This window comes from Pantoea sp. X-Soil-TKNS-1207 (assembly GCF_059730485.1).
This window is the reverse complement of sequence record NZ_AP035958.1, coordinates 2,801,151-2,824,982: the sequence shown is the minus strand read 5'-3', so window position 1 is coordinate 2,824,982 and position 23,832 is coordinate 2,801,151. Positions and strand designations below refer to the sequence as shown.

Sequence of the window (23,832 nt, the reverse complement as noted above, 5' to 3'; positions counted from 1 at the left end):
TCATTGTGTGCCGCGCCTTTGCGCGGCTGAAAGGAGTACGCATGGCTATTTTGGTAACGGGCGGAGCAGGGTATATCGGCTCCCATACGGTGCTGGCGCTGTTGCAGCGCGGCGACGACGTTGTGGTCCTGGATAACCTCTGTAATGCTTCGCGCGAAGCCATCAATCGCGTGGAAAAACTGGCGGGCAAAAAAGCGGTGTTTGTCGAAGGCGACGTCCGCGATCGTGCCTGCCTGCGCGACCTGTTTGCAGCTAACAATATCTCAGCCGTCATTCACTTCGCAGCGCTGAAAGCGGTGGGTGAATCCACCCGTATGCCGCTGGAATACTACGACAACAATGTCGCGGGCACCGTGGTGCTGCTGGAAGAGATGCGCGCTGCGGGCGTCTGGAACTTTATCTTTAGTTCTTCTGCCACCGTCTACGGCGCTGATGCGCCGGTTCCTTACGTGGAAACCACGCCGATTGGCGGCACCACCAGCCCATACGGCACTTCCAAGCTGATGATTGAGCTGGTGATGCGCGACTTCGCCAAAGCCGATAGCAACTTCAACGCCATTGCGCTGCGTTACTTCAACCCGGTGGGCGCGCATGAGTCCGGCGAGATTGGTGAAGATCCTGCGGGCATCCCTAACAACCTGCTGCCGTATATCGCGCAGGTCGCCATTGGCCGACTCGACAAACTGGGCGTGTTTGGTGATGACTACGCTACGCCGGATGGTACCTGCCAGCGTGATTACATCCATGTGGTTGACCTGGCTGAAGGCCATCTGAAAGCGCTGGACCATCTGCCAAAAGTGACCGGCTACAAAGCCTATAACCTCGGCGGCGGCAAAGGTTTCTCCGTGCTGGAGATGATCAAGGCATTTGAGAAAGCCTCCGGTAAGCAGATTCCGTTTGAATTCAAACCGCGTCGCGAGGGTGACCTGCCCGCGTTCTGGGCGGATGCGTCACTGGCAAACACCGAGCTGGACTGGCGAGTCACCCGCGGCATCGACGAGATGATGCGCGATACCTGGAACTGGCAAAGTAAGAACCCGAACGGGTTTAACTGACAGTTAGCAGTCTGAGCGTTGATGAAAAACCCGGCAATGGCCGGGTTTTTTTATATCTAAATAAAATCACCGCTCCATTTTGTTGTTTTTTTATACACGTCAGGGTTAGTTCAGATCAGGAATATTCCTGGGCGAACTTAGCGGTAGAATTCGCTTCTAAAAAAATTATTCTTACGTTTTGCGATCACGCAAGGCAAAGTTTGTTATTCAGAGCTAAGCTGTGAGACGTTTGTCGTCAAAGAGTTGCAATTAATTCAATCGCGTAAGTAAACATTAATGGTATGACTGAATACATCAGACAATAACCATGTTAATTCAGTAGCACAAATTGTATTATTTGCGACAGTCTCAGACTTTGACGGTGATTGTTGTAAAATTGACCACCGCGATAATTCGCGGTGAAGATAGAAAATTCGCTTGTTATACAGCATATTGGTTGCTGCAAACCAAGGGCGGTAGCGTGGCTGTTTTTTATATTTTTGCTGAAAAAATAACCCGCTCATAAATGTTATAGCATTTTAATAAGACATATTAGAGGTTGTGGAATGTTACTTCCCGTAATCATGGCCGGAGGAACCGGCAGCCGTTTGTGGCCACTTTCACGCGAACTCTATCCAAAGCAGTTCATCAGCTTGCATGGACAGCACTCGATGTTGCAGGAAACCGTTAATCGTCTGGCGGGAATAGAAGCGCGCGCCCCTCTGGTCATTTGTAACGAAGAACACCGTTTTCTCGTTGCCGAACAGCTCCGTCAAATAAAAAAACTCTCTCATAACATCATCCTGGAGCCGGTCGGACGTAATACCGCCCCAGCGATTGCACTGGCAGCAATCAACGCGATTGAGCAGGGGGACGACCCGGTATTGCTGGTATTGGCTGCCGATCATGTGATTGAAAACCGTGCGGCTTTCCATCAGGCGATTGCCACGGCAACCAGGTATGCGAAACAGGGACATCTGGTCACCTTTGGTATTGTGCCCACCGGGCCTGAAACCGGATATGGCTATATCCATCGTGGCAAACAGTTATCGGGTGCTGACGATGCACCGTTTAGCGTGCAGCGTTTTGTCGAAAAACCCAACCTGAAAACTGCCCAGGATTACCTGGCTTCCGGCGAATATTACTGGAATAGCGGCATGTTTATGTTCCGCGCTAAACGCTATCTGCAGGAACTGGAAAAATACCGCCCGGATATTCTGGAAGCCTGCCGCCGTGCAATGGCAAATGTCCAGGAAGGCAATGATTTTATTAGTATCGATAAAGACGACTTTATCGCCTGCCCGGATGAATCAGTCGATTACGCAGTAATGGAACAGACTGATGCTGCGGTGGTTGTGCCGCTGGATGCTGGCTGGAGTGATGTCGGCTCCTGGTCTGCGCTTTGGGAAGTGAATGAAAAAGATGCCGCCGGTAACTCACTGAAAGGCGACACTTTCCTGCACAACACCAAAAACTGCTATATCAACAGTGAAGATCAGCTGGTGGCAGCGATTGGCGTAGAAAACCTGGTTATTGTGAATACGAAAGACGCTGTGCTGGTGGCACGTAAAGATCAGGTACAGGATGTTAAACGCGTGGTTGAATTCCTGAAAGGGGAATGCCGCAGCGAATATCGTCGCCATCGCGAAACCTACTGGCCGTGGGGGCGTTGCGATCTGGTGGTTAACACCGGACGCTTTAACGTAAATCGCATTACGGTGAAGCCTGGCGAATCTTTCGAGCTACAAATGCACTATCACCGCACCGAGCACTGGGTCATCCTTTCGGGCACCGCCAAGGTTACCATTCAGGATAAAACGCTGCTGCTCACTGAAAACCAGTCAACCTTTATTCCGATTGGTCACCAACACACGCTTGAAAATCCTGGAAAAATCCCACTGGAATTGCTGGAAATCCAGTCTGGATCCTATCTGGGTGATGACGACCTGATTCTGATCAAAGAGCAATTTGCCCGTAAATAAGGACCCTGGAAGATAATGGAAGCATTGACCTGTTTTAAAGCCTATGACATCCGTGGTGAGTTGGGCAAAGAGCTGAATGAAGATATTGCGTACCGCATTGGCCGCGCTTATGGCGAATTTCTCAAGCCAAAAACTATTGTGGTCGGTGGAGATGTTCGCCTGACCAGTGAAGCGCTGAAAATGGCGTTGGCAAAAGGGCTGATGGATTCCGGCACCGATGTGCTGGATATCGGTATGAGCGGCACCGAAGAGATTTACTTTGCGACTTTTCATCTGGGGATTGATGGTGGCATTGAAGTAACAGCCAGTCATAACCCAATGAACTACAACGGTATGAAGCTGGTGCGTGAGGGCGCGCGCCCGATTAGCGGCGATACCGGTCTGCGTGATGTTCAACGTCTGGCGGAAGCCAACGCGTTCGCGCCGGTTAATCAGGCAAAACGCGGTAGCTACAAACAAATTTCAGTGCTTGATGCCTATGTCGACCATTTGCTGGGTTACATCGATCTGACGAACTTCAAGCGACCGATGAAGCTGGTGATTAACTCCGGTAATGGCGCCGCTGGTCATGTTATCGATGAAATTGAAAAACGCTTCCAGCAAGCGAATGCGCCAGTAAGCTTTATTAAAGTTCATCATCAGGCAGACGGTAATTTCCCTAACGGAATTCCTAATCCATTACTGCCAGAATGTCGCAAAGATACTTCAGATGCTGTGCGTGAGCATAAAGCGGATATGGGGATCGCTTTTGATGGCGATTTTGACCGTTGCTTCCTGTTTGATGAAAACGCTGAATTTATCGAAGGCTATTATATCGTCGGACTGCTGGCTGAGGCGTTCCTGAAGAAAGAGCCGGGTGCAAAAATCATTCATGACCCACGCCTGACCTGGAACACCATTGATGTGGTGACTCGCGCAGGGGGTATTCCAGTGATGTCAAAAACGGGTCATGCCTTCATTAAAGAGCGTATGCGTGAAGAAGATGCGGTATATGGCGGTGAAATGAGCGCACACCACTATTTCCGTGATTTCGCCTATTGCGACAGTGGAATGATTCCGTGGCTGCTGGTAGCGGAATTACTGGCGAGCAAAAATGAATCTCTCTCAAAGCAGGTTGCGGAGAGAATGGCGGCATTCCCTTGTAGTGGTGAGATTAATTCTAAGATAAATAATGCTGCAGCCAGAATTGAACATATCAAAGCTCAGTATAAAACAGAAGATAGCGTAGTTGATACTACAGACGGTGTGAGTTTTGAATTCAAACAGTGGCGTTTTAACTTACGCAGTTCCAATACCGAGCCTTTAGTACGGCTGAATGTTGAGTCACGAAGTGACAGTGCGTTATTGGCAGAAAAGGTAGATGAAATCCTGCAACATTTGAATGGTGAGTAAATAATGTTACATGGCATAGCTAGTGGTATAAGTCGCTATCGTGGTTTTATATTTAACAGCGTGAAGCGAGATTTTCAATCACGTTATCAAAGTAGTTTTCTCGGTGCCTTATGGCTGGTTTTACAGCCAATGGCAATGATTGCGGTTTATACACTGGTGTTCTCAGAACTTATGCGCGCCAGGCTATCTGATATGTCATCACCCTATGCCTATAGCATTTATCTATGTTCTGGTGTTCTGACATGGGGATTGTTCTCCGAAACCTTAAATGGACTTGTTAATGTTTTTCTTAATAATTCCAATGTGCTCAAAAAGCTAAATTTCCCACGAGTTTGCCTGCCTCTGATTGTGGTATTATCGGCAGCAATAAACTTTGCAATTATTTTCTCAATTTTCATTGTCTTTCTTATTGTTACTGGTAATTTTCCTTTATATACATTTTTGTATATCTTTCCTGTTCTGATAGTGCAAATGGTATTTACGACGGGCTTGGGCATTATTCTCGGTGTGATGAATGTATTCGTCAGGGATGTGAGTCAGTTTATAACTATATTGCTTCAGTTCTGGTTTTGGTTTACGCCTATCGTGTATGTTACCAATACTTTGCCTGAATGGGCTCGTGGCGCGCTTAATTATAATCCCATGGCGTTGATCATTCAGAGCTATCACAACATCTTTTTATATCAAAAAGAACCAGACTGGATAAGTCTTTTACCAGTGGCCATTATAGGTGTAATCCTATTCCTCCTTGGATGGAAAATGTTTAGAAAACATGCTTCAGATATTGTGGATGAATTATGACTACTAGTATTTCAGTATCAGGTGTTTCGAAAGCCTATAAATTTTACCCGTCAAAATGGGATCGCATCATTGAAAAAATGATGCCGGGTGAAAGCATTCGACACAACAAGAAATGGGTCCTGAAAGATATTTCATTCGAAATAGCAGCCGGAGAATCTGTTGGGATTGTTGGTGTTAATGGGGCCGGGAAAAGCACGTTGTTAAAGTTGTTAACGGGCACGACACAACCGACGCAAGGAACAATCCACACGAATGGACGTGTTGCTGCATTGCTGGAATTAGGAATGGGATTCCATCCTGATTTTACTGGCAGGCAGAATGTGTTTATGTCCGGTTTGATGATGGGATTTTCAAAATCCGAAATAAATCAATTAATGCCTGAGATAGAGAGTTTTGCTGATATTGGTGAATACATTGATCAGCCTGTAAGAATCTATTCAAGCGGGATGCAGATGCGTCTCGCATTTGCAGTTGCGACATGTTCACGCCCAGATATTCTTATCGTCGATGAAGCACTTTCTGTCGGGGACTCACGTTTTCAGGCAAAATGCTACGCACGCATCGCCAAATTTAAAGAACAAGGTACAACTTTGTTATTAGTGTCGCACAGTGCGGGAGATATAGTGCGGCATTGTGATAGGGCGATTTTCCTGAAAAATGGTGAAATTGAGCTAGATGGTCTTTCCCGTGATGTCACAAACCGATATATGGATGAGCTTTTTGGAAAGTCAGACTCAAAGTTCATTCCAACGGCAGAAACATTTATTCTGGCAGCAGATAATGCAACTCATGGAAGAGAAGAAGATGTTTTTCACACTCGTAGCGGTTATCGACAAGAGGAATATCGCTGGGGAGTGGGTGGGGCCAAAATAATCGATTACGCTATATCAATAGAGGGAGAGGATTACCCATCTAGTATCGAAAGTAATACGATGACTAATTTCCTCTTCAAGGTTCATTTTGAAAACGATTTTGATAATGTGGTGCCAGGTATATTAATTAAAACGTTGGATGGCCTTTTTCTCTATGGAACAAATTCATTCTTGTCTTCGAAAGGAATGAGTCAAATCCAACCTCGAAAAGGTGAAGTTCATATATTCAAGTTTAGTTTTCCACTAAATTTGAATCAGGGTGACTATCTGATTTCATTTGGGATCTCCTCAGGCGACCCGCTAACTGAAATGAGCCCTTTGGATCGACGCTACGATTCTATAATTATACATATTAAAAAACATATGACTTTTTGGGGCGTCGTTGATCTCAAATCTGACTTTGAGAATTATAAATAAGGTTTGTAATACATATGAAAAAAACATTGGAACAACTGGTTTCTGCACTCCCTGAAATATATCAAACAATTTATGGACATCCCAACTGGGATAAACAAGCGTCTCGTGACGGAAATGTGCGCCTTGAAAAGATCATTAACATCTATCGTACTCTTGAAAAAAAGTTAGGTCGTCCATTACGAGTGTTAGACCTGGGTTGTGCTCAAGGTTTTTTTAGCATGAGTTTGGCAAATCTTGGTGCCAATGTACAAGGCATAGATTTTTTACAGGAAAACGTCAATCTATGTAATTTTCTCGCTGAAGAAAATAAGAATTTAAGTGTTAAATTTTCTGTTGGCAGGATTGAAGAGTTTATCGATCAATTAGAACCCGACAGTTATGATCTTGTTATTGGACTAAGCGTTTTTCATCATATTGTTCATGAGCACGGGCTGCATAAAGTACAAAATTGGCTTTTGAAGCTTACGAATTGCGTACGTGCCGTCATCCTGGAGTTGGCTCGTCAGGAAGAACCTTTATATTGGGGACCATCACAGCCTCTCGATCCGCGTGAATTAATCGAGCAGTGTGGCTTTTATCGTCTGATAGCGAGATTTGATACTCATCTTTCACACATAAATCGTCCAATGTATGTAATAAGCAACAATCACATAATATTCGATGATTGCTGTTATGAGTACGATAAGTGGACACAACGGCCTTACGAAACTGCAAACAGTATTCACGACGGTAGCAGAAGATATTATTTTAGTGATAAAATAGTTTGCAAATTTTACCAGTTTTCGACAGTGAATGGCGAGCTTTCTTCTTATGAAAAGGAAAGAAGCCTTTTAGAGCTTGAACAAGAAACTGCTTTTCTAAATAATCCTCCTGAGGGAATGAATATTCCCAAAATGATATTAAGTGGGAGCAATTACGAAGAGGGCTGGTTAGTGATGGATCGCTTACCAGGAAGGTTATTGTTTGATATTTTAAACGAAAAAGAACCATTTGATGTTGATGGAATCATTATACAACTTCTTGAACAACTCGTTATTCTTGAAGAAAACGGGCTATATCATGATGATATTAGAACCTGGAATATAATGGTCGATCATGATAATAAACTCAATATTATTGATTTTGGGTCTATTTCATCGTCAAAAAAAGATTGTGTATGGCCTGAGAATATATTTCAATCATTCGTGATATTAGTCAATGAAATGATCATACCTGACTCTATCACCGGGGGAATATTCAGGCCGGCGGCAGTGAGTCCCTTCCAACTCCCTACCCCCTATTCTAACTGGATTTATGCATTCTGGAAAAAGCCTGCAGAATTATGGACCTTCAAACTATTACTTGATTTGTTCAACACCCGGACCCAATTAGTTTCACCTGAGAACGAAATTTCAGGTGTAGAAAAGTGGATTGGATCTCAGGAGAAAGTTGTGATGCAGCATCAGGCTTTTATTCATAAGTTTGATGTTTTATTAGAGGATAGTCAGAAAAGATTAACCAGGGCTGACAATCAGGCTAATGCAAGTTTAAACCTGAGGATACGACAACTCGAAGAAGCTAATGCATCCATTAGCGATAAGGTTAATTTATTAAGCGAAGGCTATAAGGCGTTAGCAGACAATATTGAATTGCAGCTTGAGATGAAAATATATAATACTAAAGCCAGCATTGAGAAATTCAATCGTGGCCTTGAGCAGAAACTCAATTCAATGCAACAACAGATTGAGACAGTGCATTCAATTAATAAAGAAATTAATAGCATTACATTAAAGCAATTATCCAATGCAGGCTCGCCGGAAATATTCGGCGATGTTTCATCGGAATATGAAAAAGCCCAGGCACTTATTGAGCAATTGCAACAAGATAATGCGCGATTATATCGTTATATTGAAGCCATCGAACAAAGTCGGTCATGGAAAATGACTGCATGGTGGAGAGCTATTGGACGCCCTGTGAAAATGGTAGCTAAACAGCCAATAGCTCAAACAGGGAAAAAGTTAGTAAAATATTCATTAAAAAATACGGCGAAATATATTCAAAAACGGCCCGTATTGAAGTCGAGAGTTATCAAGGCTCTTCGATTCCTGGGTCTCTATAATGTCAGCATTCGGATATATCAGAAATGCTTTCCTTTAGTACATGCTGTGAATATAGTTGACCAGCAGGTACAGAACGAAACATTGAACAAACACAATAAAGAACAGAATCTTCCCCCAGTGGTTTGGGATATATATTCAAAATTAAAAAAATAAAATTTAATGAAATTATTCAAGGAGAAAAAATTGCACATACTACTTGACATGCAAAGCTGCCAGTCGGAAAGTCGCTTTCGTGGTATTGGGCGTTATACGCTATCTCTGGCCAAAGCAATAATTCGAAATTCTCCTGATAATAAAATCACCTTGTTACTTAACGGTATGTATCCCGTTGATACTATTAACAGGGTCAAGGATGAATTCAAAAACTTAATTCCCCAGGAGTCGTTTTATATTTTTTCTGCACAAGGACCCGTTGCATGGATAGACTCAGCTAACAGGAACAGAAATAGCGCAGCTAAAATATGTCGAGATTATGCAATTGCTAACATTAGGCCTGATATAGTATGTAATATGAATTTTAGTGAAGGCTTTTATGATGATTTTGTTGTATCCATAACAGATTATCCACATGGTGCAAAAGTCTTCTCGATTGTTTATGATTTGATTCCATTATTAAATCAGGAAGTCTATCTTGCTGATCCAGAGTTAAAGAAGTTTTATATAAACAAACTTCGCGAGTTGGAAATGGCTGATGGCTTATTAGCAATATCAGAATCAGCAGCACGAGAAGTTCAGGAAAATCTTGTAGTACCACTTGAAAAAATCACTAATATTTCATCTGCGATAGATGATCATTTCAAGATTATTGATATCAGCGATGTAGAAAAACAAAACATACTGCTTAACTATGGGGTTGAGCGGGATTTTGTGATGACAATTGGCATTGTTGAGCCTCGGAAAAATATTGAGGCTCTGATTAAGGCATATAGTCTTTTACCGGATGAAGTAAAAGAAACACATGTGCTGGTGTTAGCCTGTCAAATTAAACCACATGATCTGGAACGCCTTTCAGCGATTGCATCTCAGTATGGCTTATCTGAGAAAGATATTATTTATACTGGATTTATTCCAGATAGTGATCTTGTTGCGCTATATAACTTATGTAAGCTTTTTGTTTTCCCATCGATTCATGAGGGTTTCGGTTTACCTCCGCTCGAAGCGATGAGCTGTGGCGCAGCTACAATTGCCTCAAATACGTCAAGTTTGCCTGAGGTCATGGGGTGGGATGGCTCCATGTTTAACCCGCATGATGTTGGTGAAATGTCGGCTTTAATTTGTAAAGCGTTGGTTGATGGTGATTTTCATCATAAATTGAAAGAAAATGCCAAACGGCAGGCGACGATTTTTTCCTGGGACAAATGTGCGCAAAGAGCAATTTCTGCTTTTGAATCGAGTCTTTCGGAAGGGAAGCATACCCTAATTGCCTCATCTGAATTGCTTTCTCAGGCCATCAACAAGCTGAATGAAGTATCTGCACAGGGTTTAGCTGATGTGGATAATCTGGGAACTGCATGGGCAATGGCAAGAAATGGATTTTTGACACATAAGAAACAGCTTTTGGTTGATATTTCGGTGTTAGTTCAACATGATGCCAGAACCGGAATACAACGCGTCGTGCGCAGTATTCTTTCATGTCTGATGAACAGCACTGTAAAAGGATATGAAATACGAGCTGTTTACTGTGAAATGGATGGTTTGTTCAAGTATGCCAATGCTTATCTTGATGAAAACTATGGAACAAAATTTGGCATTGATGAAGTTGCTTTAATTAAAAAAGACGATATTTTTTTAGGATTGGATCTAACAGCCCATCTTTTTCCTTATTTAAACACACAGCTAGATATTTTTAGACGTAGTGGCGCTTTAATATATTATGTTGTTTATGATTTGATTCCTTTGCTGTATCCCAACTGGACTGATGCGGGTGTTCGGGCAGCTTTCCAGCCCTGGATTAAATCACTGGCTAATAACAGCGATGGGCTTATATGCATTTCTGCGGCCGTTAAGAATGAAGTAGAACTTTATTTGAAGGAAAGGGAGGATGTTTTCCCTGTCAATCAACATATCAAGGTTGAATATTTTCATCTCGGTGCAGACCTCAAGGGTAGCGTTCCTTCAAAAGGTCGTCCGGAAAACGCCGATTTTATCCTTGATGAATTGAGTAAGCGTCCAGTTTTCCTGATGGTGAGTACAATCGAACCACGCAAAGGCCACAAGCAAGTTCTTGAAGCTTTTAATAAACTTTGGGAAAATGATATTGATTGTGCATTAGTTTTTGTGGGTAAGAAGGGTTGGCATGTTGAAGAGTTATGCGAGGCTATGTCAATTCATAACCGCAACAATTCGCAATTTTTCTGGCTACAGGGTGTAAGTGATGAATTTTTAGCGGAGCTTTATGGAGCTGCGCAGGCATTGATAGTTGCCTCTTATGCAGAAGGTTTTGGTTTGCCGCTGATCGAGGCCGCGCAATATGGACTTCCTATCATTACACGAGATATTCCTGTACTTCGTGAGGTAGCAGGAGAGCACGCACTATATTTTCAGGGGAATGATGCTGAAGATATAGAAAAGGCAGTGCTTGAATGGTTAGAGTTAAGTAAAAGCAATGCTGTGCCGCAATCAGCAAGCATCCCATGGTTGACCTGGGAGCAAAGTGCGTCACAATTAATTGAAAAGCTTCCTTTTATTGAAGCTAAATAGTAAATAAGGAATGATGAAATGAAATCTGCGGTGATTACCGGTATTACCGGACAAGATGGTGCATATCTGGCTGAGTTGCTGATTAACAAGGGATATACGGTATACGGTACATATCGTCGCACCAGTTCTGTTAATTTTTGGCGAATTGACGAGTTAGGCATTAAAAATCATCCACAATTGCACCTTGTTGAATACGACCTTACCGACTTATCTTCCAGCATTAGATTACTGCAAGAAAGTAAGGCCACGGAAGTCTATAACCTGGCTGCCCAGAGCTTTGTCGGTGTTTCTTTTGACCAGCCATTAACTACGGCCGAAATTACCGGCATCGGTCCTGTTAATCTGTTAGAAGCCATCCGTATCGTTAACCCGAAAATTCGCTTCTATCAGGCTTCAACTTCAGAAATGTTTGGCAAGGTCCAGGCTATTCCGCAGAAAGAAGATACACCTTTCTACCCACGTAGCCCGTACGGTGTTGCGAAACTCTATGCGCACTGGATGACCATCAACTATCGCGAAAGCTACGATATCTTTGCATCCAGCGGTATTTTATTTAACCACGAGTCGCCATTACGTGGTCAGGAATTTGTTACCCGCAAAATTACTGACTCCGTCGCTAAAATCAAACTCGGTAAGCTGGATGTGCTTGAACTGGGCAACCTTGATGCGAAACGCGATTGGGGCTTTGCTAAAGAGTATGTTGAAGGTATGTGGTTAATGCTGCAGGCCGACGAGCCAGATACTTTTGTTCTGGCAACCAACCGTACCGAAACAGTACGCGACTTCGTTTCCATGGCATTCAAAGCCGTCGGAATTGAACTGCGCTTTGAAGGTAAAGACGAGCAGGAAGTTGCGATTGATGTTGCGACAAATAAAGTCGTGGTTAAGGTCAATCCGAAATTCTATCGTCCTGCGGAAGTTGAACTGCTGATTGGTAATCCTGAGCGCGCGAAAAACATTCTCGGCTGGGAACCCAAAACGACCCTGGAAGAACTGTGCGCTATGATGGTTGAAGAAGATCTCCGTCGTAACAAACAAGGATTCTCTTTCTAAGATGACAAATGGCAAAAAAGCACTGATCACTGGTATCAAGGGCTTTACCGGCCATTATATGGCAGCGGAACTCTCCGCTGCCGGATATGAGGTTTATGGCCTTGGCTCGACTCCAGATCAGGGGTCCGAAAACTATTTTCAGGTTGATCTGACGGATGCTGCACAGGTTAAGTATGCGGTAGAGCAAGTTGCGCCTGATGTTATTGTACATCTTGCGGCGATTGCTTTTGTCGGCCATGCAGATCCGAAGGCGTTCTATGATGTTAATCTGTGTGGCACCCGCAATTTGCTTCAGGTTTTGGCTGATTTAAGCAAAAAGCCGGAGGCGGTACTTATTGCCAGTAGTGCCAATGTTTATGGCAATACTACGCCAGGAAAGTTGAATGAGCATAGCCCGGTTAATCCGGCCAATGACTATGCTGTCAGTAAGTTGGCCATGGAATATATGGCTAAACTCTTTCAGGATAAACTGCCAATCATTATTGCCAGACCTTTTAATTATACGGGAGTGGGGCAGGCGGAAAATTTCCTCATCCCCAAAATAGTTAAACATTTCCGTGAACGTAAAAGCGTCATTGAGTTAGGTAATATCGATGTATGGCGTGACTTCTCAGATGTCCGTTTTCTGACTAAAAGCTATGCTGCACTGTTACAGTCATCTGTATTCGGACAGGTTGTCAATGTGGCCTCAGGTGAGATGTATTCATTGCGTCAGGTTATCAATCTCTGCGAGGAGTTAACCGGCCATAAAATCATCATTGAAGTGAATCCACAGTTTGTCAGGGCCAATGAAATCAAAGAACTTTGCGGGGATATTACCCTGTTGAACACTCTGACAGGCAATACCTTGCAAAAAGTACCACTGAGAGAAACGCTGAAATGGATGCTGGAAGCAAAAAACTAGACGTCATCTTTTCAACGGACTGCATTAAATATCCTTTAACAGGTATTGGGCGTTACGCCTTTGAGCTTGCAAAAGAACTTCAGCGCAGAGAAGACAAGGTTGCATTAACTTATCTTCATGGTACTAAAGTGCGCGATTCACTGGCAATTGCCAGTGAATCGGCGCAGTCTGTCCAGACTTTCAAACGGAAATTGCAAAAAAGTAAAACGGTAAGTGAAATCTATCGGCTGACATTTCCTGTCATGAAATCGATGGTATTAAGGAAATTTAAAGGACATATTTTTCATAGCCCCAATTACTATTTGCCGCCTGGTATTAAGCATACGGTCGCAACATTTCACGATTTGTCCGTTTTCCACTGGCCGCAGTTTCATCCGGCCGGGCGCGTGCATTTGATGCAGAAAGAACTCAGAAATACGGTGGCGCGCGCGACCATGCTGCTGACCGACTCCCATTATACAAAAAAAGAGTTAATCGAATTTTTCGGTCTGCAAGATGAAAAAATAATGGTGGCACCTCTGGCATGCAATGAGCAATTTCATCCGCGCGATGAAAAGGAAGTGCAGTCTGTTCTGGATGAATACCGGCTGAAGTGGCGCCGTTTTTTTCTGTATACTGGCACAATAGAACCGAGAAAAAATATCCTTACTCTGCTGAGAGCCTATGATCGCCTTTCTCTCAACGACAAACAATCTTATCCACTGGTAATCAGTGGCTATAAAGGTTGGGAAAACGAAGAGTTATTTCGCCTGTTTCATAAAGGTGAGCGCGAGGGTTGGTTAAAATATCTTGGCTTCGTACCCGGAAAAAACCTGCCTGTTCTCTTTAGCGCAGCCACCAGTTTTGTATTTCCTTCAATCTATGAAGGGTTCGGCCTGCCAGTGCTTGAAGCGATGGCTTCAGGTACGCCGGTAATCTGTTCAAACGCGACATCGTTGCCTGAAGTTGTTGGTGATTCTGCTTTGATGCACGACCCTGAAGATGATGAGACTTTGACGAAATATATTCAAATGATGATAAACGATGCCTCTCAGAAAGAGAGGATGATTTATTCGGGGCTGACTCGCGCCCGAAATTTTTCATGGTCACATTGCGCAGATAAGACAATAGAGGCCTATGAACAGGTTGCTAAATTTATATGATTAAAGTTCTTCACTGCTATAAGACCTATTATCCCGACACTTTTGGTGGTATAGAGCAGGTTATTTATCAGCTCTCAGAGGGGGGGCTTAAACAGAATATCGAATCAACAATTTTTACCCATAGCCCCAGTTTTGAGAAAAAAATCACCACATTAGATCATCACTCAATTTATCGGGTAAAGACACTCTGTGAATTCGCTTCTACCCCTTTTTCGCTTTCCGCGGTTAAAGAATTCAAGCTATTAGCGCAGCAGGCTGATGTTATTCATTACCATTTCCCCTATCCTTTTATGGATTTCATGCATTTTGCTGCGGGTATCAAAAAACCGTCCGTGGTGAGTTATCACTCAGACATCGTCAAACAGAAGGCGTTGTTACGGCTCTACTCACCACTGATGAACCGTTTCCTTTCCAGTGTGGATCGTATTGTTGCGGCCTCCCCGAATTATGTGGAGAGCAGCCCGGTATTACAGCATTTCAAAGATAAGGTTGAAGTCATTCCTTACGGACTTGATCAGCGTTTTTACCAAAATAATGATCCCAGCGTGCTGGAAAAGTGGCGGGCACAATTTCCAGAGGGCTTCTTTCTATTTATCGGCACATTCCGCTATTACAAAGGGCTGCATATCCTGATTGAAGCAGCCCAGAACAGTCACTATCCGATTGTCGTAGTAGGGGCAGGGCCAATAGAGGCGGAGCTGAAAGCTCAGGCACAGCGTTTAGGTGTGGATAATATTCATTTCCCTGGCGCGCTTGGCGATAGTGACAAGTCTGCACTTCTCCAGCTCTGCACCAGCCTGGTATTTCCTTCCCATCTGCGTTCTGAAGCATTTGGTATCTCTCTGCTGGAAGGGGCGCTGTATTCAAAACCATTAATCTCAAGTGAAATTGGTACCGGAACAACCTATATCAATATTGATAAACTGACCGGGTTAGTGGTTCCCCCTTCAAACCCTCAAGCCCTGCGCCAGGCGATGGATTGTATTTGGCACAATCCCGCACAGGCTAAAAGCTATGGACAGGCTGCATTCAAACGCTTTGAAGCACTTTTTACCGCAGACAAGATGATTGAAAGTTACTCAAGGCTCTATAAATCCTTGTTAAATGTGTGATTTTTTTTCAGATAAATTCATCGGACTATCGCACCAATCATTACCTCTAATCGGCTATCCTGAGTTAACATATCGGTCACTTATTGAATGGTGTTACTGGTAACACCATGCGAGACCACAGACAGGAGTATGTAATGTCCAAGCAACAGATCGGCGTTGTAGGTATGGCGGTTATGGGCCGCAACCTGGCTCTTAACATCGAGAGCCGCGGTTACACTGTTTCTATCTTCAACCGTTCGCGTGAGAAGACTGATGAAGTCATCGCTGAGAACCAGGGCAAGAAGCTCGCGCCTTACTACACCATTGAAGAATTCGTTGACTCGCTGGAAAAACCGCGTCGTATCCTGCTGATGGTTCAGGCGGGTGAAGCAACCGATAAGACTATCGCTTCTCTGACGCCGCATTTGGATAAAGGCGATATTCTGATCGATGGCGGTAACACCTTCTACAAAGACACCATCCGTCGTAATAAAGAATTGTCTGAGCAGGGCTTCAACTTCATCGGTACCGGTGTTTCCGGCGGTGAAGAGGGCGCGCTGAAAGGCCCTTCAATCATGCCTGGTGGCCAGAAAGAAGCCTACGAACTGGTTGCACCGATTCTGGATAAAATCGCTGCACGCGCCGAAGATGGCGAAGCCTGTGTGACCTATATCGGTCCGGACGGTGCAGGTCACTATGTGAAGATGGTTCACAACGGCATCGAATACGGCGATATGCAGCTGATTGCAGAAGCTTACGCACTGCTGAAAGGCGCGCTTGGCCTGACCAACGAAGAGCTGGCGAAAACCTTCACCGACTGGAACAACGGTGAGCTGAGCAGCTATCTGATCGACATCACCAAAGATATCTTCACTAAGAAAGATGAAGACGGTAAATACCTGGTTGATATGATTCTGGATGAAGCAGCAAACAAAGGCACCGGTAAATGGACCAGCCAGAGCTCGCTGGATCTCGGTGAGCCGCTGTCTCTGATCACCGAATCTGTGTTTGCGCGTTACCTCTCTTCTCTGAAGTCTCAGCGTGTGGCGGCGTCAAAAGTTCTGAGCGGCCCGCAGGCGAAAGCGTTCACTGGTGATAAAGCCGAATTCGTAGAGAAAGTACGTCGCGCTCTGTACCTGGGCAAAATCGTTTCTTATGCGCAGGGCTTCTCTCAGCTGCGTGCGGCGTCTGAACAGTACAACTGGGATCTGCATTACGGTGAGATTGCAAAAATCTTCCGTGCTGGTTGTATCATCCGTGCTCAGTTCCTGCAGAAAATTACTGATGCTTACGCAGAAAACGCTAACATTGCTAACCTGCTGCTGGCGCCGTACTTCAAGAATATCGCCGATGAGTATCAGCAGGCGCTGCGCGATGTAGTGGCATATGCTGTTCAAAACGGTATTCCGACCCCGACCTTCTCTGCGGCAATTGCTTACTACGACAGCTATCGCTCAGAAGTTCTGCCAGCGAACCTGATTCAGGCTCAGCGTGACTACTTCGGTGCGCATACCTATAAGCGCATTGATAAAGATGGTGTATTCCATACTGAATGGTTAGAATAAAGATGAAAACCCGGCGGTAGCCGGGTTTTTTTATGTTATGAAAAGTGGTTTTACACAGTAAATTTTTCAATTCCCATCTTATATTTATCATGGTTCTCCAATTAGAATCTAAAGCAAAGGAAATTATCAATAATGGATAATCATAACGAGTGTGACATTGCTGTCATTATTCCTTGTTATAATGAAGAAGTTTCAATATCAAAAGTAATATCAGATTTTGAGACTTATTTGCCTGAAGCAAAAATATATGTCTTTGATAATAAATCGACCGATAACACTGCTCTGCGTGCAAAGGAAGCGGGTGCCAGAGTTGTGAGAGTCAATAATAAAGGCAAAGGTAATGTTGTGCGAAGAATGTTTGCTGATGTTGAGGCGGACATTTATATTATGGTTGATGGTGATGCTACCTACGATGTTTCCAACTGTCGAACATTAATCAATGAACTCATTGATAACGGTCTTGATATGGTTGTTGGTGCTCGCGTACATACAGAAAAAGAAGCCTACCGTGCGGGACACACATTTGGGAATAAACTATTAACTGGCTGCGTGAAGAGTATTTTTGGCGGCTCGTTTACCGATATGTTATCAGGGTATCGGGTTTTTTCACGCAGATATGTAAAATCTTTTCCTGCAATGGCAAAGGGATTTGAAACTGAAACAGAACTGACCGTTCATGCTCTTGAACTTCGTATGCCATATGGCGAGGTCAAAATCCCTTATTTTTCGAGAATGGAAGGCTCCGATAGTAAACTGAGCACTTATAAAGATGGATTGAGAATTCTTAAAACAATCATTAAACTTTATTCTTCTGAAAGGCCGCTTTTTTTCTATGGGTTATTAGGGTTACTGTTTTCGATAATTAGTATCGTGCTGGCGATTCCGCTCGCAGAAACCTATGTGACTAGCGGATTAGTTCCTCGCCTGCCAACTGCACTGTTATCAACAGGTCTTTTCCTTTTGGCTGGTATATCATTTACTGCAGGTCTGATTCTTGAAAGTGTTACGATCGGCAGAAGAGAAATGAAAAGGCTGGCTTATTTGTCAATTCCTAAAATTATCGGCAACTAGGACAGCAATTATCAATGCTTACTATTAGAAGAACCCTTTTATTAATTGCTTCAATACTTTTTGTCGTAGGATTCGAATTCCATAAGCAATTTGCTACGGGTTTCGAACTGGTTTTAGGAAACCGATTCGATGCAATAATTGAGGCAAGTATTCTTGAGCATTGGTATAACGTTTTTTCTGGGGTTTCGAACTGGAAAGAAGTCGCTTATTTTTTTCCTTATGAAAACACCCTGGGATACAATGATGGATATTTTCTTTATGGGGTGATATTTTCAATTTTTCGCGTAATGGGTTTTGATATCCTTATCTCCTCAGAATTGTTGAATGTATCTCTGAAGATTATTGGTTTTTTGTCATTTTTCGTTCTATGCAGAAAAATGAAATTGAATTATTATTGCGCTCTCGCGGGCGCAATAATATTCACGTTGAGTAATAGTCTGGTTATACAAGCACGACACGCGCAACTCTTCAGTGTCGCATTTGCACCTTTGTTAACGCTTCTATTATTCTCCTATTTAAAGGGAATGTTAATTAAATCAGAGTGGAAGGAAACTGCATTCTATGGGTGTGTCTCGTCATGTCTGTTATCAGCCTGGCTATTGACATCATTTTACATGGCGTGGTATTACCTTCTATTTTGCGCTGTTTTTATCTTCATCACACTTCTTCTTTTCACTAATAAGTCATCTAAGTATTCTGTTAAGAATATTTCACTAAACTGGCTTGTCCTATTATTACCAGCCCTCACATTTTTCATTACAATAATACCGTTTCTTATCGTTTATTTACCCAAGCTAAAAGAGACACATGGCCAGTCATTGGATGCTGTAATGCATTATATGCCGGGCTGGTATAATTTAATTGATCCTGGATCTGAAAGTTTACTTTATGGATCATTAAGTAATGTTTTATTCGATGCTATGGGTCCTGCAATAGATCGGGGTACTGAACTTAGCACTGGGTTCCCCCCTGGGATATGGATCGTTGCACTGTTGTCTACTCTGACAATGTTTTTTTATATTAAACGGGATGAAAAGTTCAGATTCCCATTAGCATTCTTACTTACATTCTTCATTTGTATTTCCATGATGATTAAAGTAGATGGTTGGTCATTATGGGAGTATGTATGGAGATACGTGCCTGGTGCCAAAGGCGTGCGTGTCGTATCTCGCTTTGGGCTTTTCCTTATTTTCCCTTTAACACTGGGAATTGTAATTTTCCTGTCATTGCTAAATATAAAGAAATATCAATTATCTGTATCGGTGTTGCTTTTATTTTTGATTTTTGAACAAGTTAATTTATTTAATCCCGCCGATTTAAATAGGGTCTCTTATCTTAAGGGTATACAGGAAATACCCACTCCTCCTGCTGGATGCAAAGTATTTTATGTTACTGGGAAACAGCATGAAATATATCCAAAGAATATATCATCGAACATCATATCATTATACCCTCACAATGTTGATGCGTTATTTATTGCAGAATACTTTAGAGTAAGAACGATAAACGGCTTTTCCACATTTAATCCGCCTGACTGGGATTTTTCTTCTTATCCAGAATCTACATATATCTCCAGAGTGTACAATTATGTTAATAAACATAATCTACAAAATGATATATGCCGTCTTGATCTTAATATGAAAAAGTGGTTTTTGCCTGATGTGAGCAAACCATTTGGATTAGTACCGTTGACTAACGATCAAATTAAAATAAATAAAAAAAGCGATCCGCTTTTAACCTCGAATGAAAAAGAATGGATTTTTTCCATTGAGGTTGAAAATAACAGTGACGAAATAATTGGCGAAGGAAGCATATATCCTCTTAATTTAGGCGTCAGGATTCTAAACGATGAGGGTTCGGTATTGAAGCAGGATTTTAAAAGAGTCCCTCTGCCTTATATGGTTGGTCACTCATCTCGAAATTTAGTTATTAATATCCCCGCATCAGAACTGCCTGGTGGAAAGATAGATATTCTGCCAGTCCAGGAAGGCATTGGATGGCTGGATATTAACGGAGTGAAGCCATTAATTATGGTTCTTAAATAAAGTGTCTTATTATAAAAAATATTCCAGGTCATCATATGCAAAAAACAATTCTTTCTAATTCACATTTAACGACTTTTTTCAAATTTGGTCTCGTCGGGGGGATAGGATTTGTCGTTGATGCAGGTGTTTTTTACCTTGCAAAAGATCTATCAGGAATATATGTGGCAAAAGCAGTCTCTTTTGTCTGTGCAGTTTTCGTCACCTGGATTTTCAACCGGAAATTTACATTTTCAGATACAAAAGAAGATATAAAACTACATCATGAGTTTTTAAGGTATATCGGCGTAATGGTTGTAGGTGGCATTGTAAACTATATCGCATTTTTTATATCGGTGAAGTCTTCAGATTTTATCTTACATTTTCCCTTATTCGGTGTCGCTATAGGGAGTTTAGCTGGAATGGTTTTTAATTATATTAATTCAAAGATTTTTATTTATAAATGACTTAATGGAAAGTAATAATGACAATTCAAGGTGGCAAGGGTTATTTCATAAAGCTCATTTTTCTGTTGATAATTCTATGCACAGCTTTTCATGCTAATTATAAACAAAAAGATGTAGTAGCTTATGGTTGTGATAACTATGGTTATTTACGACAGGCTGAGCTGATCCGCCAAAATGGATTTATTGGTGGCTTTGATTCATCTTTAAATCAAAATCAGATACGATTTTTATTCGAGACCGCAAAAGGCGCAGGATTAAGTTCTGACGATTGGGATGAGTTGGTTGCTCCTCATTGTCACCATTATGTGGCGAGTTCCGATAAAGTAATTCTTCAATACCCCATCGGCACTGGAATGATTATGTCTTTTTTTCCCAAAGACAAATCTCAACCTTATATCTTAATTATTGGTGTTTTTCTCGCATCATTAGTATTTATGATTTCCATCAAAAATATGGAATCAGAGACCTTACCAGTTATCAGTCTGGTATGTTTTATTTTTCTTTTCTATTATTATTTGGATTCATCCAGAACTTACGATAGTCAATCCATTGTCTTAACAATCTTATTAATGCCGCTTCTTTGTTTTATTAATAACAGAGCGCTTCTTGCTGAAAATAAAAAATGGTTCTATTTGATAGCATCAGGGCTGCTTTGTGGCATTTTGTTTAATGTCAGAGTGGCAAATATTTTTTCTGTAATAATGTCTTTTCTGATTATATTTTCATGGAATATATTCAGGTTTGAAATAAAGAATTTCTTCAAAAATAGCAGTGTGTGGGCTTTATGTTTTTTTCTGACAGGAATAATACCCTATTCATATTATTCGTGGGTGAATACCGGTGGGCTGCTCAACTCTACTTATAGTAGTCATGACCAGGCAGTAGATATACATAACGTTCCTAAGGCATTAGCTTTCTATTTTTCCGATATATATAGCTCACTAAGTTTGTGCACATGTATCATCCTCTCTCTATTCACACTCTGGGTTGCCAGGAGGAAGAAAGATAAGATTTTGCTTGCTGTGGCTCTCATTTCGATTGTTATGATTTTTATCAATCTGGCTTTCTTCTCAATTCATGCAGTGAATAATAATTATTATCTTGTGCCAGTTTCATTTATGATTATTGGTACATTAGCTTTCCAGTTATCATGTAAAAAAGTTCTGAAAAAAACATATCTTCCGGTTGCTTTTGTCGCAGTATTATCCATATTTCTTTTATCTACCGTTAAGAACTTTGTCCCTTATACGCACTTGCCTGCCTGGATTGATAAAAATAAGATCATCTGGAATTACCTCGCAACAGGCACACTTGATTATTACGAAGGCCATGCTGCATCTAAATTCCTTCACTCATCTCCTGAAATTCAGATGAAAATCGTTGGGCTGGTGAAAGAAAAAGGCCGTGATCAGGTATTTATTAATGATTTCGATACATTCAGAGCGGCGTGTGATCGTATTGCTGGCAAGTATGGTCTATATCCAGCAGGATATGCAGACTTGCAGGGACTAAAAGATATCTGGTTACTTAAAGCTAAAGATAACTCTTCAGCTCAGGGACTGAAAAGTTGTGACCCTAACGCTGTTGTTTTTCCCGCTCATGAGTTTAACAAGGTCTCGTTAAATATTAACCATGCAGATAAGGTAAATGGAAAGCTTGTTTTGAATGTGACGCTGATAAATCATTCAGCCTGGCCGCTATTTACCGGATCACCTAATCATCCGATCAATTTATCATGGCAGTTTGCCAAGCCAACTGATTCAGACAATGTGAAACAGTGGAGTACACGTTTAGAATTTCCTGTTGAGGTTTATCTGGATGATGGCAACAGTCAAACATTTAATATTGAGATCCCTGATGCAGAGGGCACGGCAAAGGTAGTAAGTTTATCAATCGTCGAAGAGGGTTATGCCTGGTTCCATGATTTTGGCTTTAAACCGGCTATTTATTCATTGGAAAATTAAATAATGCAAGTGCCAACTATCATCAATAGATGGCACTTTTCTCTGACAGGCGCAAAATGGTGGGAAGAGTTAACCCACCAGCAACTCCCCACTTCTTCCCGCATTCTCCCCCGCAAGTCTCACCACCAGCATTCCGGCTGTTGCGAACTTCATCAGATGCCTTGCATACAGCACGCCGCCAAATTCGGCCATCAGCGGTGTCACCTGGTCCGTAACGGGATCAACAATCTCCGCCACCACTTCACCGGCTTTCACCCGTTCTCCAACCTTACGACGATGAAGAATCAGCCCCGAGTGCGGTGCAAAAATATATTCGCATCCCGCCAGCTGCGTCGCCGGATTGATCAGGGCAGGGGATTCACCCACTTCTCCCGCGATATAACCCCCTTCAATCAACGCATTGATAATCGCATCCGCATCTTTTTCGGCCTGCTCCGGCGAAACATCAGCCACGCCACGCAGTTCCAGGGTTACCGGCAATAGACCGCGCGGCATCGGATATTCATCGCCGAAACGTTCGGCCAGCGTCATCCACGGCTCGCAGCAGGCTTCATCGAAAGGTTCGCCACCGGAGACCTGCGCCAGCAGCTGCACTTCACTACCCAGCCAGCGCGCCAGTGGTTCGATATCGGGCCATGCGTGCGGCGTGGTGTAGAGATGCGGCAGGGCATCCCAGTCACAGTGCAGGTCAATCATCAAATCGGCCTGGCTGGCGAGGCGCATCAGGGTGAAACGCTGCGATTCCAGTTCAGTCGCGGCAATCACCCCACGATAGTGGCGATCAATCGCATCGCGAATCAGCCGCTTGTTCTCGTATTCACTCTGGGTCAGAGACCCTGCCAGTTGCTCAGCGAGTGTATTACCCAGCGCCGGAAAGCGTCGGTTAAAGTCCTGGCCGGAGAGAGTATGGAAGCGCCCCAGATGTGTACCGTGCCAGTGTTGCCCCAGCGCCAGCGGATTGGCGACCGGTACCAGCGTAAACGAGGCTTTCAGTTGCCTGGCGGATTCCAGCTCCAGCAGTTTCTGCTTCAGATACCACGCCACGGCCATGCCCGGCAGTTCATCACCATGAAGCGCCGCCTGAATATACACACGTTGATGCCCATCGCCGCTGAAGTGGAAGCTGAAGATTTCGCGCTGTGTGCCAAGAGATGCGCTTAACAGAGGATGATGTTGTTGTTGCATGGGGTTGATGATGTCCTGTTGTCTGCCGAAGCGCGTGCTGAAGCTCTGCGGCGAGAGTTATCCGATTGGCAA

The 23,832-nt window shown here is 43.0% G+C and carries 17 protein-coding genes; 16 read left to right on the top strand and 1 reads right to left on the bottom strand.

Annotated features, from left to right (window positions below):
• The first annotated feature begins 41 nt into the window (after window positions 1-41).
• The 16 genes from galE (at window position 42) to AC6I8V_RS13190 (ending at window position 22,575) form a co-directional block, all read left to right on the top strand.
• A complete protein-coding gene (galE, locus tag AC6I8V_RS13265) occupies window positions 42-1,055 on the top strand; it encodes a UDP-glucose 4-epimerase GalE (RefSeq protein ID WP_497842707.1) in 1,014 nt (337 codons plus the stop codon).
• Between the two features lie 545 nt (window positions 1,056-1,600).
• Window positions 1,601-3,016, top strand: a complete 1,416-nt coding sequence (locus tag AC6I8V_RS13260) for a mannose-1-phosphate guanylyltransferase/mannose-6-phosphate isomerase (protein WP_497842706.1) — start codon at window positions 1,601-1,603, stop codon at window positions 3,014-3,016.
• 15 nt (window positions 3,017-3,031) lie between these two features.
• Window positions 3,032-4,408 (top strand): phosphomannomutase CpsG, encoded by a 1,377-nt coding sequence (gene cpsG, locus AC6I8V_RS13255; protein WP_497842705.1) that lies wholly within the window; start codon window positions 3,032-3,034, stop codon window positions 4,406-4,408.
• A 15-nt stretch (window positions 4,409-4,423) separates the two neighbouring features.
• The gene (locus AC6I8V_RS13250) at window positions 4,424-5,209 is read left to right on the top strand and encodes an ABC transporter permease (protein ID WP_497845840.1); all 786 of its coding nucleotides are present in this window, start codon (window positions 4,424-4,426) and stop codon (window positions 5,207-5,209) included.
• Complete coding sequence (locus AC6I8V_RS13245) at window positions 5,206-6,498, top strand: ABC transporter ATP-binding protein (RefSeq protein WP_497842704.1); 1,293 nt, start codon at window positions 5,206-5,208, stop codon at window positions 6,496-6,498. The genes AC6I8V_RS13250 and AC6I8V_RS13245 overlap by 4 nt, the downstream gene beginning before the upstream one ends.
• Before the next feature lie 14 nt (window positions 6,499-6,512).
• Window positions 6,513-8,750: a methyltransferase domain-containing protein gene (locus AC6I8V_RS13240; RefSeq protein ID WP_497842703.1), complete on the top strand. Its 2,238-nt coding sequence runs from the start codon at window positions 6,513-6,515 to the stop codon at window positions 8,748-8,750.
• 6 nt (window positions 8,751-8,756) lie between these two features.
• Window positions 8,757-11,297 carry a glycosyltransferase family 4 protein gene (locus tag AC6I8V_RS13235; RefSeq protein ID WP_497842702.1) on the top strand — a complete coding sequence of 847 codons (2,541 nt, stop codon included), beginning with the start codon at window positions 8,757-8,759 and terminating at the stop codon, window positions 11,295-11,297.
• Between the two features lie 18 nt (window positions 11,298-11,315).
• Window positions 11,316-12,350 (top strand): GDP-mannose 4,6-dehydratase, encoded by a 1,035-nt coding sequence (gene gmd, locus AC6I8V_RS13230; protein ID WP_497842701.1) that lies wholly within the window; start codon window positions 11,316-11,318, stop codon window positions 12,348-12,350.
• A gap of 1 nt (window position 12,351) precedes the next feature.
• Complete coding sequence (locus AC6I8V_RS13225; protein WP_497842700.1) at window positions 12,352-13,254, top strand: GDP-mannose 4,6-dehydratase; 903 nt, start codon at window positions 12,352-12,354, stop codon at window positions 13,252-13,254.
• A complete protein-coding gene (locus tag AC6I8V_RS13220; RefSeq protein WP_497842699.1) occupies window positions 13,230-14,396 on the top strand; it encodes a glycosyltransferase family 4 protein in 1,167 nt (388 codons plus the stop codon). The genes AC6I8V_RS13225 and AC6I8V_RS13220 overlap by 25 nt, the downstream gene beginning before the upstream one ends.
• Window positions 14,393-15,508 (top strand): glycosyltransferase family 4 protein, encoded by a 1,116-nt coding sequence (locus tag AC6I8V_RS13215; RefSeq protein ID WP_497842698.1) that lies wholly within the window; start codon window positions 14,393-14,395, stop codon window positions 15,506-15,508. The genes AC6I8V_RS13220 and AC6I8V_RS13215 overlap by 4 nt, the downstream gene beginning before the upstream one ends.
• A gap of 134 nt (window positions 15,509-15,642) precedes the next feature.
• Complete coding sequence (gene gnd / locus AC6I8V_RS13210) at window positions 15,643-17,052, top strand: NADP-dependent phosphogluconate dehydrogenase (protein WP_497842697.1); 1,410 nt, start codon at window positions 15,643-15,645, stop codon at window positions 17,050-17,052.
• A gap of 132 nt (window positions 17,053-17,184) precedes the next feature.
• The gene (locus AC6I8V_RS13205; protein ID WP_497842696.1) at window positions 17,185-18,123 is read left to right on the top strand and encodes a glycosyltransferase family 2 protein; all 939 of its coding nucleotides are present in this window, start codon (window positions 17,185-17,187) and stop codon (window positions 18,121-18,123) included.
• Between the two features lie 14 nt (window positions 18,124-18,137).
• Window positions 18,138-20,168, top strand: coding sequence for a putative glycosyltransferase family protein (locus tag AC6I8V_RS13200; protein WP_497842695.1), 2,031 nt, complete (start codon window positions 18,138-18,140; stop codon window positions 20,166-20,168).
• 35 nt (window positions 20,169-20,203) lie between these two features.
• Window positions 20,204-20,611 (top strand): GtrA family protein, encoded by a 408-nt coding sequence (locus tag AC6I8V_RS13195; protein ID WP_497842694.1) that lies wholly within the window; start codon window positions 20,204-20,206, stop codon window positions 20,609-20,611.
• Between the two features lie 17 nt (window positions 20,612-20,628).
• On the top strand, window positions 20,629-22,575 hold the full coding sequence (locus tag AC6I8V_RS13190) for a hypothetical protein (RefSeq protein WP_497842693.1): 1,947 nt from the start codon (window positions 20,629-20,631) through the stop codon (window positions 22,573-22,575).
• Window positions 22,576-22,644: 69 nt separating this feature from the next.
• On the opposite strand, the gene AC6I8V_RS13185 is transcribed toward AC6I8V_RS13190, so the two are convergent.
• A complete protein-coding gene (locus tag AC6I8V_RS13185) occupies window positions 22,645-23,760 on the bottom strand; it encodes a succinylglutamate desuccinylase/aspartoacylase family protein (RefSeq protein ID WP_497842692.1) in 1,116 nt (371 codons plus the stop codon).
• Window positions 23,761-23,832 lie beyond the last annotated feature (72 nt).